This window comes from Herbaspirillum sp. WGmk3 (genome assembly GCF_023952535.1).
Lineage (GTDB): Bacteria > Pseudomonadota > Gammaproteobacteria > Burkholderiales > Burkholderiaceae_D > Herbaspirillum > Herbaspirillum huttiense.
In genome coordinates this window covers 1,188,496-1,203,796 of sequence record NZ_JAKYWT010000001.1, presented here as the reverse complement: position 1 = coordinate 1,203,796, position 15,301 = coordinate 1,188,496, and the positions used below count along the sequence as shown (strand labels likewise).

The 15,301-nt window shown below is 65.5% G+C and carries 12 protein-coding genes; 8 read left to right on the top strand and 4 right to left on the bottom strand.

Features of this window, described 5'->3' with window-relative positions:
- Positions 1-16: 16 nt before the first annotated feature.
- Genes MKD49_RS05270 through MKD49_RS05255 form a run of 4 tightly spaced genes read right to left on the bottom strand, consistent with a single transcriptional unit; the run spans position 17 to position 3,581 of the window.
- On the bottom strand, positions 17-859 hold the full coding sequence (locus MKD49_RS05270) for a GntR family transcriptional regulator (RefSeq protein WP_252695651.1): 843 nt from the start codon (positions 857-859) through the stop codon (positions 17-19).
- 31 nt (positions 860-890) lie between these two features.
- Complete coding sequence (locus MKD49_RS05265) at positions 891-2,123, bottom strand: amidase (protein ID WP_252695650.1); 1,233 nt, start codon at positions 2,121-2,123, stop codon at positions 891-893.
- 27 nt (positions 2,124-2,150) lie between these two features.
- Positions 2,151-3,119 carry a polysaccharide deacetylase family protein gene (locus MKD49_RS05260; RefSeq protein ID WP_252695649.1) on the bottom strand — a complete coding sequence of 323 codons (969 nt, stop codon included), beginning with the start codon at positions 3,117-3,119 and terminating at the stop codon, positions 2,151-2,153.
- Positions 3,120-3,128: 9 nt separating this feature from the next.
- The gene (locus tag MKD49_RS05255) at positions 3,129-3,581 is read right to left on the bottom strand and encodes a hypothetical protein (protein WP_051156467.1); all 453 of its coding nucleotides are present in this window, start codon (positions 3,579-3,581) and stop codon (positions 3,129-3,131) included.
- Between the two features lie 212 nt (positions 3,582-3,793).
- Here MKD49_RS05255 and MKD49_RS05250 point away from each other — a divergent pair, with 212 nt between their 5' ends.
- The 8 genes from MKD49_RS05250 to kdpA all read left to right on the top strand — a co-directional run bounded on the left by MKD49_RS05250 (position 3,794) and on the right by kdpA (position 15,282).
- Complete coding sequence (locus tag MKD49_RS05250) at positions 3,794-4,978, top strand: ABC transporter substrate-binding protein (RefSeq protein ID WP_034332429.1); 1,185 nt, start codon at positions 3,794-3,796, stop codon at positions 4,976-4,978.
- Positions 4,979-5,041: 63 nt separating this feature from the next.
- Positions 5,042-5,920, top strand: a complete 879-nt coding sequence (locus tag MKD49_RS05245) for a branched-chain amino acid ABC transporter permease (RefSeq protein ID WP_034332430.1) — start codon at positions 5,042-5,044, stop codon at positions 5,918-5,920.
- Positions 5,917-8,496, top strand: a complete 2,580-nt coding sequence (locus tag MKD49_RS05240) for a branched-chain amino acid ABC transporter ATP-binding protein/permease (RefSeq protein WP_252695648.1) — start codon at positions 5,917-5,919, stop codon at positions 8,494-8,496. The genes MKD49_RS05245 and MKD49_RS05240 overlap by 4 nt, the downstream gene beginning before the upstream one ends.
- 25 nt (positions 8,497-8,521) lie before the next feature.
- Positions 8,522-8,935 carry an oxalurate catabolism protein HpxZ gene (hpxZ, locus tag MKD49_RS05235; protein ID WP_252695647.1) on the top strand — a complete coding sequence of 138 codons (414 nt, stop codon included), beginning with the start codon at positions 8,522-8,524 and terminating at the stop codon, positions 8,933-8,935.
- 71 nt (positions 8,936-9,006) lie between these two features.
- Positions 9,007-10,590 (top strand): gamma-glutamyltransferase family protein, encoded by a 1,584-nt coding sequence (locus MKD49_RS05230; RefSeq protein WP_252695646.1) that lies wholly within the window; start codon positions 9,007-9,009, stop codon positions 10,588-10,590.
- 340 nt (positions 10,591-10,930) lie between these two features.
- Positions 10,931-13,081, top strand: coding sequence for a diguanylate cyclase domain-containing protein (locus MKD49_RS05225; protein ID WP_252695645.1), 2,151 nt, complete (start codon positions 10,931-10,933; stop codon positions 13,079-13,081).
- A gap of 328 nt (positions 13,082-13,409) precedes the next feature.
- Positions 13,410-13,499, top strand: coding sequence for a K(+)-transporting ATPase subunit F (kdpF, locus tag MKD49_RS05220; RefSeq protein WP_017452361.1), 90 nt, complete (start codon positions 13,410-13,412; stop codon positions 13,497-13,499).
- Position 13,500: 1 nt separating this feature from the next.
- Positions 13,501-15,282, top strand: a complete 1,782-nt coding sequence (kdpA, locus tag MKD49_RS05215) for a potassium-transporting ATPase subunit KdpA (RefSeq protein ID WP_252695644.1) — start codon at positions 13,501-13,503, stop codon at positions 15,280-15,282.
- Positions 15,283-15,301 lie beyond the last annotated feature (19 nt).

Sequence of the window (15,301 nt, the reverse complement as noted above, 5' to 3'; positions counted from 1 at the left end):
GATGCGGGTGATGACCTTATTCCATCCCCAGCATCCGCGCGAGGCTGTTGCCGCTCTTTTCGCTGACCAGATGAATGTGTTCCTCCAGCGAGACCAGATGCGCTTCCATGGCTGCCACCGCACCCTCGCTATCGCCGCGCTCGATCAGGTCGACGATATGCGTATGTTCATCGTGCTCGCAGGCTGCATATCCGGCCGGCTCATGCAGCGCCACGATCAGCGAGCAGCGTGACACCAGTTCGCCCAGATAGCGCTGCAGCGTGGCATTGCGCGACAGCTCGGCTACCCGCATGTGGAAGGACGAGGCCAGGCGCGCCCAGTGGGTCTGCGCATAGCTGTGCATGACCTGGTGCTCTTCCTTGAGCTGGCGGCGCAGCTTGGCCAGGTCGGCGCGCGTCGCATTGCGCACGGCCAGCCGCATGATGGCGCCTTCCAGTGCGCGCCGCGCCTCGAAGATCTCGCGGGTCTCTTCCGGTGTCGGCATGGCCACCACGGCACCGCGATTGGGCCGCAACTCGACGATGTGTTCGTGCGCCAGTTTCTGCAGCGCCTTCTGCACCACCGTGCGCCCCACGCCGAACAGTTCGCACAGCGCCGCCTCCGGCAGCTTGGTGCCGGGGGTGAGGCGCTGGCTCATCACGCTGTCGAAGACGGTCTGGTAGATGCGCACGATGATGTCCTCGCCCGCTTCGCCTTCCAGTACCAGGGGCGCGGTATCGGCCAGGTCGTCGTGCCGCACGCGCGGACGGCCGGGGCGGCTCTGGCGGGCCGGTGCCGCTGCCGGTTTGGTGGCGTGCTCCTGGGACTTGCCAGTTCGGGAAGTCGGCTTGGCCGTCTTGCGGGGAGAGAGGTCGCTCATCGTCTAGTCATGGGGTGGATCATGCCCGGTCTCACGGTGCTGCCTGCAGGCTGCGCCACAGGCGCGTCGCCAGCCCGATCAGGGCCAGGTCGCTGCCGGCCGGGCCGAGCAATGATACGCCGATCGGCAGTCCGGCGGGAGTGGTGAAGGGCATGCTCACCTGCGGCAAGCCCGCCAGTCCGGCCACGCAGGTCAGGCGGAAGGTGCGCGCACGCACCTGGTCGATCTCGGCCGCCGTGGCGTCACGCAAGGGCGCCACGCTGGATGCGGACGGCATCACCGCCACTCCGTCGGCGCCCAGCAGGGAGCGTACACGATGCCGCACCAGATCCTGTTTCTCGCGCGCGGCGCGGGCGGTGTCGGCGCTGATGTTCTGCGCCATGTCCCAGCGCGCCTGCACCGCAGGACCGAACACCGGACGCGCGGAACTGATCCACGCCCCATGGCATTGCCAGGCATCGAAGGCCGAGGCATGGATGTAGGCCTGACGCCACCTCTCCAGTTCGCCTTCGTCGCCCGACAGCCGCATGTGCTCGCCGGGCAGTTCGCTGCGCAGTGCGTCGTAGACCCGCTGCACGACCGGATGGAACTCGGCCTCGGCCAGTTCCAGCAGATCGAACGGCAGCAAGACCTTGCGTAGTTGCGCGGATCCGGTCTTGGGCAGCAGCACCTGCCCGACCCGTTCGAAGGTCCCCGCATCATGCGCCAGCCAGGTGGCCGTATCGAAGCTGGGGCACAGCGGCGCCATGCTGGCCGTGGAGAGCAAGCCGAAGCTGGTACGCAGGCCCCACACGCCGCAATAGCTGGCCGGTACGCGGGTCGAGCCGCCGGTGTCGGTGCCCAGCGCGAAGTCGCACAGGCGCGCCGCCACCGCAGCGGCCGAGCCGCTGGAGGAGCCGCCCGGCACGCGCTCCGGTGCGGCGCTGTTGACCGGCGTGCCGTAATGATGGTTGTCGCCGTGAATGCTGTAGGCCAGTTCATCGGTCAGGGTCTTGCCGACCAGCGTGGCGCCGGCCTGCAGCAACTGCTCCACCAGCGCATTGCTGCGCGTGGGGATGGGATGGCTGCGCAGCCAGTCCGGGTTGCCGGCGCCGGTCGGGTGGCCGGCCACGTCGAACAAGTCCTTGGCAGCGAAGCGCAACCCGGCCAGCGGGCCGCTGGCAGCGCCCGGCAGGGTGAAGCGGCCATGCGGCACGAAGGCGCCCACGTGGTCATTGATCTCGAAAGCGGTGGTGCGGGTGGCCGTGGCCTGGGCAGTGCTCAATTCATTCTCCTGGTGCGTCATGCCGGCTCAGAACGGCTGGCGTAATTGTTCGAGGCTGTCCACGTGGTCGCAGATCGCGCCGGGTGTGGTGAACCAGATCTCGCCGCGATCGCGCGCCGCCGCCAGGTGCTGCAGGGCGGTGCGCAGATGGCGCAGGCGATAAGGCTGGCCGACCAGGTAGGGATGCAGGGCAATGCCCATCACCAGTGGCTGGCGCAGCGCCTGTTCACGCATCTCGTCGAAGTTGTCCACGATCATGCGGGCGAAGTCGCGGCCATCCATCTGGCGCGCCACGATCATGGGGATGTCGTTCAATTCCTGCGGATAGGGAATCGACCACAGCGTCTCGCCGGTGCGGGTGCGCATGCGTACCGGCTGGTCGTCATGGGCCCAGTTCAGGTTGTAGCGATAGCCGGTTTCCTGCAGCAGGTCGGTCGTGACCAGGCTCTCCGAAATCCAGGGCGAGAGCCAGCCCGTGGGCTCTACCCCGCTCTCAGCCTGGATGCGGGTGCGGCAGTGGCGCAGCAGGGCCGCTTCGGCTTCCTCGTCCAGCGTGCCTTGCTGATGCGCATTGGTGTGGCCGTGACCAATCAGTTCATCGCCGCGCGCGGCGAAGGCTTCCACCAGTTCCGGGCAATGATCGTAGAGCGCGGTGTTGATGAGCACGCCGGCCGGCAGGCCCAGTTGCTCGAACAGTTCCAGACAGCGCCAGGCACCGACACGGTTGCCGTATTCACGCCAGGCATAGTTGAGGACGTCGGGCTCCGGACAGACCGGTCCCAGCTTGGCACCCAACCCTTCACCGAAGGCGAAGTGCTCAATGTTGAAGCCCAGGTATACCGCCAGTCTCGCGCCATTGGGCCAGCAATAGTCGGGCCGGCGATGGATGGGCGAATAGCCGAAGCGGCCATGCGAGCGCAGCACGCCATAGGCATCCCGTCCATCATCATGGCCCAGCGCTTCGCCCGCATTGGGCGGCAGGATCGTCGCTTGCATGCGGCCTCCTTACAGCTCGGCCAGGCCGGCGCGCACCAGCAGGCGTTCGGCACTGTCGTTCCACACATCCATCTGCACGATCAGCCCGTGGCGGATGACGTAGCGGTCCACGTAGCGATTGCCTTCGAAGGCCTCGCCATCGGGCCACACGCCAAACAGCGTGCCACGGTTGTAGACGATGGCTTGTTCGACCGTGGCACCGGCTACCACTTCAGTGCCCTCGAAACGCTTCTTGACCCAGCCATAGCGGGTGGCGTTGAAGGCTGCGCATTGCGCCGGGTCGATCATTTCCCGGCCGCCGGTAAAGCGGATCTTCAGCTCCGGCGAGACGAAGCGGCGCGCGGCCACGGGGTCGGGAATCATCAGCACGCGCAGGTATTCGTCCACCAGGGCGGCCGGATCATAGGGCAGGGGAGGCAGGGTTGTTCCCTGTCCGGTGATTGATGATGGTGCGGCGTGCATCATTTTCTCCATGGTTTGCACAAGCGTTGTGCATTATTGAATGCAAGTTAAATATCCGATCAGCAGCAATATGCCGTATTTAATGCCGCCACTATAAGAGAGATATTGTCGGCAAAAAATAATGCTTCCTGCTGCGCTTGGCATAGCCCTTGCATAAGTCATGCCGGGCAAAGCCACACACTCACTTCTCGGAACCTTATGGAGGCAACACCATGATTCGCCTGACCCGCCGTACCCTCATCGCCGCCGCAGCCGCGACCCTCGCCGCCGCGCTGTCGCCGCTGGCATTGGCCGCCGACCCCATCAAGATCGGCCTGGTCACGGCCCTTTCCGGCCAGTCGGCCCAGGCCGGCGAAGCCTTGACGCGCGGCATGAGCATCGCCATCGACGAGATCAACGCCAAGGGCGGCCTGCTGGGCGGGCGCAAGCTGGAACTGGTGCGCCGCGATGACGAAGGCAATCCGGCCAAGGGCGTGGTGGCCGCGCGCGAACTGATCTTCAAGGAAAAGGTGGCAGTGCTGTTCGGGGGCCTGGATACGCCGGTCTCGATGGCCATCGTGCCCATCATCAACCAGGAGAAAGTGCCCTTCGTCGGCCCCTGGGCAGCCGGCACCGGTGTGACGAAGAATGGTGCCAATCCCAACTACGCCTTCCGCGTTTCGGCAGTGGATGAACTGGTGGACAAGGCCATGCTCAACTACGCGCAAAAGACCTTCAAGAGCAGCAAGGCCGGCCTGATCCTGGTCAACAACCCGTGGGGCGAATCGAATGAAAAAGGCATCGTCGCCGCGCTCGCCGAGAAGGGCCTGAAGCCCGCCGGCATCGAGAAATTCGAAGCCAGCGACGTCGACGTGGTGCCGCAACTGAGCCGCCTGAAGGCGGCCGGTGCCGACACCCTCTATCTGGTCGGCAACGTCGGCCCCTCGGCCCAGGTGGTCAAGTCGCTCGACCGCATGGGCTGGAAGGTGCCGGTGGTCTCGCACTGGGGCCCGGCCGGCGGCCGCTTCACCGAACTGGCCGGACCGAACGCGAAGAACGTGCACTTCATCCAGACCTTCAGCTTCTTCGGCAAGCTCTCGCCGGTGGGCGAGAAGGTGGTGGCCGAACTGAAGGCCAAGTACCCCGCCATCAAGGGCCCGGACGACATCACCCCGGCCGTGGGTGTGGCCAATGCCTATGACGGCATGCAACTGGCCGCACTGGCCATCGCCAAGGCCGGCTCCACCAACGGCGATGCGGTGCGCGAAGGCTTCTACAAGATCGACCGCTATGAAGGCCTGATCAAGACCTACGTCAAGCCCTTCAGCCCGACCGTGCATGACGCCCTGCAAGCCGATGACTACGTCTGGGCGCAATTCATCGACAACCGCATCCTGCCGGTTGGCCTGGCCCAGTAACACCTTTTGCAAAGACGATGCGCCACCCTGCACGCGCGGGCAGGGTGGCGCCAGGAGAACGCGATGCTGCTGTTGTCGGCACTGATCAGCGGATTCGGACTGGGCAGCATGTACGGTCTGATGGCGCTGGGTTTTTACATGACGTATGCCGTCTCCGGCACCGTCAATTTTGCGCAGGGCAGTTCCATGATGCTGGGGGCCGTGCTGTGCTTCACCTTCGCCCAGACGCTGGGCTGGCCGATGTGGCTGGCCATCGTGCTGGCGCTGGCCGCCTGCGCGCTCTACGGCATGCTGGTCGAGGTACTGGCCGTGCGTCCCTTCGCGCGCCAGGGCTCCAATGCCTGGCTGATGTCCACCGTGGCCCTGGGCATCGTGCTGGACAACCTGGTCATGCATACCTTCGGCAAGGAACCGCGCAGCCTGCCTTCGCCGCTGGCGCTGTCCTCCATCGAACTGGGCGGCATGGGGCTGGGCGTGTATCCGCTGCACCTTCTCATTCCCGCCATCGGCCTGGCGCTGGCCGCACTGCTGCACACCATCTCGCGCCGCACGCGCTGGGGCACGGCCCTGCTGGCCGTGGTGCAGAACCGTGATGCGGCGCGCCTGATGGGCATCCCGATCACGCGCGCCATCGCGGTCGCCTTCGCGCTCTCGACACTGCTGGCCGGCGTGGCGGGCGTGCTGATTGCGCCGCTGTTCAACGTCAATGCCGACATGGGCACGCTGTTCGGCCTCAAGGCCTTTGCCGTGGCCATCCTCGGCGGCATCACCAGCGCCTGGGGCGTGATGATCGCGGGCCTGCTGTTTGGCATGGCCGAGGCGCTCATCACGGCCACCCTCGGTTCCGGCTATACCCAGATCATCACCTTCGCGCTGGTGATCGCGGTGCTGGCCATTCGTCCCAATGGCCTGTTCGGCCGCGCACAGGTGAAAAAGGTATGAATCGTTTACCCCATTCCATCGCCCGCAGCCTGCAGGCGGCGGCCCATCCGGCAGCGGCTCCTGCGCCAGGCAGGGTCAAGCTCGGGCTGGGCACGCCCGCTGCCCTGGCGTTTTCTGCCGTCGGCCTGATCGCGGCCATCACGCTGGCCTTGTCGATCAACAGCTACTACGTCTTCGTGCTGGCCGGTATCGCCCTGGTGGCCATCGTCGGCATCGGACTAAATGTGCTCATCGGGCTGACCGGCCAGGTTTCCTTCGGCCATGTCGGCTTCTACGCCGTCGGTGCCTATACGGTCGCCATCCTCACCACCAAGGCCGGACTCTCCTTCTGGCTGGCCTGGCCGCTGGCGGCCGTGGTGGCGGGGGCGCTGGGCGTGCTGCTGGCCTTGCCGGCGCTGCGCGTGAAGGGGCCATATCTGGCGATGATCACCATTGCCTTCAGCTTCATCATCCAGCACGCCATCATCGAACTGCGCGACCTGACCGGCGGCCAGAACGGCATCATGGGCCTGGCTGCGCCCGCCTTCCTGGGTTTGCAGGCGGAGCGTGCGATTGCGGTGCTGGGACTGATCACGGCCGCCGTCGTGCTGGCCGCCTACTGCTGGCTCTCGCGCGGCAGCTGGGGCGCGGCCATGCGCGCGGTGCGCGACAGCGAGACGGCCGCCGAATCCATCGGCCTGAATCCGCTGGTCATCAAGACCGTGGCCTTTGCACTCTCGGCGGCACTGGCCGGTCTGGCCGGCGGTCTCTTCGCACCGCTCTCCACCTTCGTCACACCGGATACCTTCAGCTTCATGCAGTCCATACTGTTCGTGCTGGTGGTGGTGCTGGGCGGCTCGGGTTCCATCCTCGGTCCGGTGATCGGTGCCGTCATCGTGGGGGCCTTGCCGGAATTGCTCTCCAGCCTGGAGGACTATCGGCTGCTGTTCTTCGGAGCCTTGCTGCTGCTGGTGCTGTGGGTGGCCCCCGATGGCGTGACCGGTCTGCTGGGCAAGCTGGCGGCACGCCTGCGCAAGCCGGTGGAGGCCGTTCCCGCTGCCGCCTTGCAGGAGGATGCAGAAGAGGTTGCGCTGCCGGTACGTGCGCGCCGCACGCTGGCTGCCGATGGCCTGACCATGGTGTTCGGCGGTGTGCGCGCCGTCAGCGATCTCGGCTTCGAGGTCCCCGGCGCTGCCGTTACCAGCCTCATCGGACCGAACGGTGCGGGCAAGACCACGGCGCTGAACATGCTCTCCGGTTTCTATCGTCCCAGCGCCGGCCAGTTCACGCTGGGCCAGACGCCGCTGGCAGGGTTGCCCGCCTTCCGCATCGCGCGCCACGGCGTGGCCCGTACCTACCAGACCTCGCAACTGTTTGGCAGCCTCACGGTGGCCGACAACGTGGCCCTGGCCTGTGGCCGTGGGCGTCTGGGCGGACTGCTGTCGGCGCGGGGTTTCGTCTCCGGCGAAGTGCGTGCGCGTTGCCGCCAGCTGCTCGATTTTTGCGGCTATCGCGGTGCGCTCGATATCCCCAGCGCCGATCTGGCCCACGTTGACCGCCGCCTGGTGGAAATTGCGCGCGCGCTCGCGGCCGATCCCGATGTGCTGCTGCTCGACGAACCGGCTGCCGGTCTCTCGCGCGAAGACAAGACCCTGCTGGCGCAACTGCTGACCCGCATCGCCGAGGCCGGCATCAGTGTGGTGGTGGTCGAGCATGACATGGAACTGGTGATGCAGATCTCGCGCCGCATCGTGGTGCTCGATGCCGGCCAGCGCCTGGCCATCGGCACGCCGCAGGAAGTGCAGAACGATCCGGCGGTGCGCAAGGCCTATCTCGGCGAGGGCACGCAACAGGCCGTAGCGGCCGTGCGCGCTGCCGTCAGCGGCGCGGACGAATTGCTGGGCGTGGGCGAGCTGGTCACCGGCTATGGGGCCGAACCGGTCCTGCACGGCATCAACCTGCAGGTGCGCCAGGGCGAGATGATTGCGCTGCTGGGCGCCAACGGTGCCGGCAAGTCCACCCTGATGCGCTCGCTGGCCGGGCTGCATCGGCCGGTGCAGGGCGGCATCCACGCCGGTGGCGTGAACCTCATGCACCTGCGCGCCGAACAGATCGTGCGCCACGGCGTGGTGCTGGTGCCGGAGGGACGGCAGGTGTTTCCCGAACTCTCGGTGCTGGACAATATCCGCCTCGGTGCCTTCCTCTATCCGCAGGATGTGGAGGCGCGCGTGGAAGAAATGCTGGGCCGTTTCCCGCGCTTGCGCGAGCGCCTGCATCACCGTGCCGGGTTGCTCTCCGGTGGCGAGCAGCAGATGCTGGCCATTGCGCGCGGGCTGATGTCGCGTCCGCGCGTGCTGTTGCTGGATGAACCTTCGCTGGGCCTTGCCCCCAAGGTGATCGCCGAATTGTTTGCCGCCCTCGATCAACTGCGCCGCGAAAACATGACCATCGTGCTGGTGGACCAGATGGCTGCACTGGCGCTGTCACTGGCCGACCGCGCCTACGTCATCGAAGGCGGACGCGTGGTGGCGCAAGGCACGGCCGCCGAGATCGCCGCCAATGATGCGCTGGCCAAGGCCTATCTCGGCGCGCATTGACACTGAGTCACAGCAAGGATTGCACATGGAATCGACCCAGCCTTACGCCGTCAACCTGCCCGACGTGGTGGCCGAAGTACGCCAAGCGTTTGCACGCTACGAAGTCGCGCTCACCACCAACCAGGTCGAGGTCCTCGATGAACTGTTTCTCGACGGCCCGCACACCGTGCGCTACGGTGCCACCGAGAATCTGGTCGGCACCGAGGCCATCCGCGCTTTCCGTCAGGGACGTTCACCGAAGAACCTGATGCGCAGCCTGCGCGCCACTGTCATCACTACCTATGGCCGGGACTATGCGGTGGCCGATACCGAATTCACGCGCGAGGGTGAACCGCGCATCGGCCGCCAGAGCCATACCTGGCTGCGTTGCCCGCAAGGCTGGCGCATCGTGGCCGCGCACGTTTCGTGGATGGATGCGCCCAAAGCGCCGGCCGCCTGAAAGCCCGGCCATCCGCAGGTATCATCCTCGCAGCAGTTTTTTCATCTCGACAAGAACATCAGGAGTCAGCCATGTTGTACAGCAAGACCTGTCTGGGCGGAATGGTCACCGCTCCCCATCACCTGGCCGCGCAGGCGGGCGCGCAGATCCTGCGCGAGGGTGGCAATGCGGTCGAAGCCATGGTCGCGGCGGCGGCCGCCATCGCCGTGGTCTATCCGCACATGAACGGCATCGGCGGCGATGGCTTCTGGGTCATCAGCGAACCGGGACAGGAACCGGTGGCCATTCGCGCCTGCGGTCCCTCGGCGGCGCTGGCGACCAAGGAGTTCTATGCACAGCACGGCCACAGCGCCGTGCCCACGCGCGGGCCGCATGCGGCGCTGACGGTGGCCGGTGCGGTCGGTGGCTGGGCCGCGGCACTGGAGCATGCGCGCCGCTATGGCCGCGCGCTGCCGCTGCCGGTGCTGCTGGCCGATGCCATCCGCCATGCGAAGAACGGTGTGCCCATCACCCGCTCGCAACATGAACTGACCCGCGACAAGTGGGACGAGCTCAAAGACCAGCCCGGCTTTGCCGCCACCTATGCCGCCGACGGCATCCCGGCCCAGGGCAAGGTGCTGAAACAGTCAGCCCTGGCGGACAGCCTGTCGCGCCTGGCCGAGGCCGGTCTGGATGATTTTTATCGCGGCGATCTCGCGCAACGCCTTGCTGCAGGCCTGGAAGCGGCTGGCAGCCCGGTGCGCCGCAGCGACCTGGAAGCCTTCCGCGCGCAGGTGGTCAAGCCGCTGATGGTGCAGTTAACGTCAGGCCGCGTCTACAACCTGCCACCGCCGACACAGGGCGTCTCGGCCCTGATGATCATCGGCCTGTTCGATCGTCTCGGCATCGCGCAGGCCGAAGGCTTCGACCACATCCACGGTCTGGTGGAAGCCACCAAGCGCGCCTTCATCCTGCGCAACCAGCACGTCACCGATCCGGCCCACATGAGCGTGGATGCTGCGCACTGGCTGCTGGCCGAGGCGCTGGAGCAGGAAGCCAAAGAGATCGACATGCAGCGCGCCGCCCCCTGGCCGCATCCCGCCAATCCGGGCGACACCATCTGGATGGGCGCCGCCGACGCGCAAGGCCGCGTGGTGAGCTACATCCAGAGCATCTTCTGGGAATTCGGCAGCGGCGTGGTGGTGCCCGACACCGGCATCGTGTGGCAGAACCGGGGTGCCAGCTTCACCCTGGATGACGGGGCCAACCAGCTGCAACCGGGCAAGCTGCCCTTCCATACGCTGAACCCTTCGCTGGCACGCCTCAACGATGGCCGCACCCTGGCCTACGGCACCATGGGCGGGGAAGGGCAGCCGCAGACCCAGGCAGCGGTCTTCACGCGGCACGTGCTGTTCGGCCAGAACCTGCAGGCGGCCGTGAGCGCACCGCGCTGGCTGCTGGGCCGCACCTGGGGCGATGTCTCCACCAACCTGAAGGTGGAAGGGCGGGTGCCGGCCGCCACCATCGACGCCTTGCGCCAGGCCGGCCATGAAGTGCAGGTGGTGGAGGACTACACCGACATGATGGGTCACGCCGGTGCCGTGTGCGTGCATCCGGACGGGCTGATCGAAGGGGCGACCGATCCGCGTGCCGATGGCGTGTGTGCCGGAGTCTGACGGGCTGCTCGTCCTTTCTGCATTGCCATCCTCTGCGCTCCCGGCACTGCCGCTGTGCGCGCCGCTTCTCGCGGAGGGCGAAGATCCTCACCAAGACTCGCCCTCCGTTGTCTTTTTGCATTTCCCGTTTGACAGGAAATGACGCTTATTGCGCTCTTTTATCGCTTTTGTCTCCACTTTGAATCGAGAGGATTGATGAGTTTTTTGCCGTAGAAAAAAATTCTCGAAGTTTTTCTGGAAATGCGATGAAAAACCATAGCTGTTCTGGCAAGATGCCGTAAACCTATGCGGTTCACAGGGGAGCCGTCATGCATCAAGCCGCGTCGCAATTTTGTCTGAATTGAACAAGAATAAAGCCCCATCCCCGCCCAATCTGTCGTCGCTGATTACGCTGGGGGTGGTCATTACCGTGCTCATCACGACCGTGTCGGTACTGATCCTGGTGGATCAGTTCACGCGCGGCTATGCGCGTTCCGAAAGCGAAACGCGCATGAAGCAGCTGGCCTGGCAGATGCAGGATGCGCTGGAGCGCGGCATGAACGAGCGCGAAATCGACCTGCGCCTGCTGGTGCAGCGGCCGTCGGTCCGTTCCGGCCGCGATCTGCCGCGCATCCGCCGGGTCTTCAACGAACTGCAGGCCAACGTGCCGCATTACGCCTGGATCGGCCTGGCCAATCCCGAGGGCATCGTGCAGGTGGCCACCAACGGCTTGCTGGAAGGGGCCAGCGTGGCGCAGCGCCCCTGGTTCCAGGAAGGCAGCAAGGGCGAGTACAGCGCCGACTTCCATCCGGCCGTGCTGCTGGCGCAGAAGCTGCCGCCGCAATCCAATCCCTGGCGTTTCGTCGACCTCTCGGCCCCGGTGCATGATCTGAACGGCCATTACCTCGGCGTGGTCGGCCTGCATCTGTCGTGGTCCTGGGCGCGCGACATCGCCGCCAAGCTGCTCGACCCGGCCGGCAACCGCTATGACGTCGACGTCATCATCGTGCGCGACGATGGCACCGTCATCCTCGGCCCCAAGGGCATGGAAGAGACCAAGCTCGATACCGCCAGCGTGCGCGCTGCGCAAGGCAGCGACAATGGCGGCTCGCTGATCGAGACCTGGCCCGATGGCCGCCGCTACGTCAGCGGCTATGCCCGCACGGGCGTCAAGGGCGGCATGAAGCTGCACTGGAGCGTGATCGTGCGCCAGCCCGAGACCGTGGCGCTGCAGGCCTTCCGTGATCTGGAAAAGCGGGTGATCGTGGTCGGTGCGCTCTCCGGGGCGATCCTGGTACTGCTGGCCTTCTTCCTCGCGCGTCGTCTGGTGGCCCCCATCAACGCGCTGTCGGCCGCGCTGGAGCAGCGTGCCGCGGGCCGTGGCGACCTGCCCATTCCGCAGGTGAACAGCTACCGCGAGATCCAGCTGCTGTCCTCGACCCTGGTCAACATGGTCGAGCGCGAAGAGACCTACCTGCGCGAAGTGCGCTCCCTCAACGAAAGCCTGGAGCAGCGCGTGGCCGAGCGCACCAGCCGCCTGCACGAGACCGCCAGTGCCTTGCAGGAAGCGCTGGACCAGCAGCAGGCCAACCAGATCCAGCTGGAAGAGAGCGCCGCCGAACTGCGCGCCATCCTGGAAAACGCCCAGGATGCCTTCATCGCCGCTGACGAACAGGGCCGCGTGGTCGAATGGAACCGCCAGGCCGAACTGCTGCTGGGCTGGCCGCGCGACCAGGCCATGGGACGCGACATGGCCGAACTGATCATTCCGCCGGACATGCGTGCGGCCCACAATCGCGGCATGGCGCAATTCCTCAAGGATGGCACCAGCGTCGTCATCAACAACCGCATCGAGCTGCAAGCCCAGCATCACGATGGCCACGAGCTGCCCATCGAGATCACGGTCGGCCACGTCAAGCGCCAGAGCGGCCACCTGTTCATCGCCTTCCTGCACGACATCACCGAGCGTCTGGCCTTCCGCGACCAGATGCGCGAGCTGGCCCTGACCGACGTGCTGACCAGCCTGCCCAACCGCCGCGCCTTCAGCGACCGCCTGCCCGAGGGCATGATGCGGGCGCGCCGGGCCGACCAGTTGCTGGCGCTGTTCTTCATGGACATCGATGGTTTCAAGGGCGTCAATGACCGCTACGGCCACGAGGCCGGCGACGAACTGCTGGTGGAGTTCGCACGCCGCCTGCAACGCTCGGTGCGCGATGTCGATACCGTGGCCCGCCTGGCCGGTGACGAATTCGTGGTGATCCTGGAAAACCTGCAGACCCAGGAAGACGCGCTGATGGTGGCGCAGAAGATCCTCAATACCATCCGCGAACCCTTCCAGCTGACGCACTCCACCGTCAACATCTCCAGCAGTATCGGCGTGGCGGTCTACCAGCCCAACCTGGACGGCGAAGTCGGCCCCGAGGAACTGCTGTCCATGGCCGACAAGGCCATGTACGCCGCCAAGCGCCTGGGCAAGAACCGCGTCGAGCTGGGACGCGCGGGCGACGTCTGATCCGCCGGGCGCGATCGCGCCCGGTTTCCGCTTTCCTTCCTTTCCCTTCTTTCTCTCTCCGGACTCGTCATAGCTGACGAGCCGCTCCGTCTCATTTACGGTTTGTTTACGCTCGCGCGCCAAACATTTACCGGGATTTGATGCTGCTTTCCCTATCGTTCGACTGTCTCGTTTTCCGTCCCTGGAAGCGAACAACAACGTCAACAATGGAGTGGGAAATGTTGCAAACGGATTTTCTCTACATAGGCATGCTGCTCGTCTGCGGCCTCTCGATGTGGGCCTTCATCGCCCTTTGCAGCCGTCTGGAACGGCAGGAAGGGGAGAAGAAATGAACCTCATGTATCTGCTGGGGCTGGTGGTCTCCATCGCCCTCCTGCTGTACCTGGTCTACGCCCTGATCAAGCCGGAGGATTTCTGACATGGACAGCAACAATTATTTCCAGCTCGGCCTCTACCTGGCCGTCCTGCTGGTCCTCTCCCTGCCGCTGGGCTGGTACATGGCCCGCGTGATGGAAGGCAAGTCCCGCGTGAACCGTCTCTTCGGCGGCATCGAGCGCGTCTTCTATCGCCTCTGCGGCATCAGCCGCGAGCACGAGATGGACTGGAAGCAGTACGCCATCGCGGCCGTGCTGTTCAATTTCCTGGGCCTGATCGTGGTCTACCTGCTGCAACGCGTGCAGCAATGGCTGCCGCTGAACCCGGCCGCGCTGGCCAACGTCAGCCCGGATTCGTCGTTCAACACGGCGCTCAGTTTCGTCACCAACACCAACTGGCAGGGCTACGTGGGTGAAGCCACCATGAGCTACCTGACCCAGATGGCCGCACTGGCCGTGCAGAACTTCCTGTCGGCCGCCACCGGGATCGCCATCGCCTTCGCCCTGATCCGTGGCTTCGCCCGCCACAGCAGCAAGGGCATCGGCAACTTCTGGGTCGACATGACCCGCAGCACGCTGTACGTGCTGCTGCCGCTGTCGGTGGTGTTCGCGCTGGTACTGGTGCAGCAGGGCAGCATCCAGAACTTCCGTGCGTATCAGGACGTGAAGACGCTGGAAGTGACCAACTACACCGTGCCCAAGCTGGACGCCGCAGGCCAGCCCCTGAAAGATGCCAAGGGCGAACCGGTGACTGAAGCGCAAAGCACCGACAAGCAGACCTTGCCCATGGGCCCGGTGGCATCGCAGGAAGCCATCAAGATGATCGGTACCAACGGTGGTGGCTTCTTCAACGCCAACTCGGCGCACCCGTATGAGAACCCGACGCCGCTGACCAACTTCCTGCAGATGCTGGCCATCCTCATCATCCCGGCAGCACTGTGCACCAGCTTCGGTGTGCTGGTCGGCGACCGTCGCCAGGGCTGGGCCATCCTCGCCTCGATGACGATCCTGTTCGTGGTGTTGACGCTGGTGCTGATGTACGCCGAGTCGCAACCCAATCCCATGCTCGCTTCGCTGCACGCTTCCGGCACCGGCATGATGGAAGGCAAGGAGACCCGCTTCGGCATCCCGGCCTCGGCGCTGTTCGCCTCCATCACCACGGCCGCGTCCTGCGGTGCGGTCAATGCCATGCATGACTCGCTCTCGCCGCTGGGCGGACTGGTGCCGATGCTGCAGATGCAGCTGGGTGAAGTGGTGTTCGGCGGGGTCGGCTCGGGCCTGTACGGCATGCTGATCTTTGCGGTGCTGGCGGTGTTCATCGCGGGCCTGATGATCGGCCGTACGCCTGAATACCTGGGCAAGAAGATCGGCGTGTTCGACATGAAGATGATGTCCATCGCCATCCTCATGACCCCGGCGCTGGTGCTGATCTTCACGGCCCTGTCGGTGATGGTGGAGGCAGGCCTGGCCGGTATCGCCAACCCCGGTGCGCACGGATTTTCGGAAATCCTTTACGCATTCAGCTCGGCCGCCAACAACAACGGCAGCGCCTTCGCCGGGCTCTCGGCCAACACGCCGTACTACAACATCACCACCGGCATCTGCACCTGGCTGGGCCGCTTCGGCATCATCGTGCCGGTGCTGGCCATGGCCGGTTCGCTGGCCGGCAAGAAGCGCCTGGCCGCCACCTCCGGCACCCTGCCCACGCATGGCCCGCTGTTCGTGGCGCTGCTGATCGGCGCGGTGATCCTGGTCGGTGCCCTGACCTATGTGCCGGCGCTGGCGCTGGGACCGGTGGTCGAGCACCTGCAGATGATGGCGATGTAAATGATTGGATGGATTCCGC

Bases quoted from the DNA above. Each gene is read 5' to 3' on its own strand.
- MKD49_RS05270 (WP_252695651.1), bottom strand. From the start codon at position 859: ATGAGCGACCTCTCTCCCCGCAAGACGGCCAAGCCGACTTCCCGAACT.
- MKD49_RS05260 (WP_252695649.1), bottom strand. From the start codon at position 3,119: ATGCAAGCGACGATCCTGCCGCCCAATGCGGGCGAAGCGCTGGGCCAT.
- MKD49_RS05255 (WP_051156467.1), bottom strand. From the start codon at position 3,581: ATGCACGCCGCACCATCATCAATCACCGGACAGGGAACAACCCTGCCT.
- MKD49_RS05250 (WP_034332429.1), top strand. From the start codon at position 3,794: ATGATTCGCCTGACCCGCCGTACCCTCATCGCCGCCGCAGCCGCGACC.
- MKD49_RS05245 (WP_034332430.1), top strand. From the start codon at position 5,042: ATGCTGCTGTTGTCGGCACTGATCAGCGGATTCGGACTGGGCAGCATG.
- MKD49_RS05240 (WP_252695648.1), top strand. From the start codon at position 5,917: ATGAATCGTTTACCCCATTCCATCGCCCGCAGCCTGCAGGCGGCGGCC.
- hpxZ (WP_252695647.1), top strand. From the start codon at position 8,522: ATGGAATCGACCCAGCCTTACGCCGTCAACCTGCCCGACGTGGTGGCC.
- MKD49_RS05230 (WP_252695646.1), top strand. From the start codon at position 9,007: ATGTTGTACAGCAAGACCTGTCTGGGCGGAATGGTCACCGCTCCCCAT.
- kdpF (WP_017452361.1), top strand. From the start codon at position 13,410: ATGAACCTCATGTATCTGCTGGGGCTGGTGGTCTCCATCGCCCTCCTG.
- kdpA (WP_252695644.1), top strand. From the start codon at position 13,501: ATGGACAGCAACAATTATTTCCAGCTCGGCCTCTACCTGGCCGTCCTG.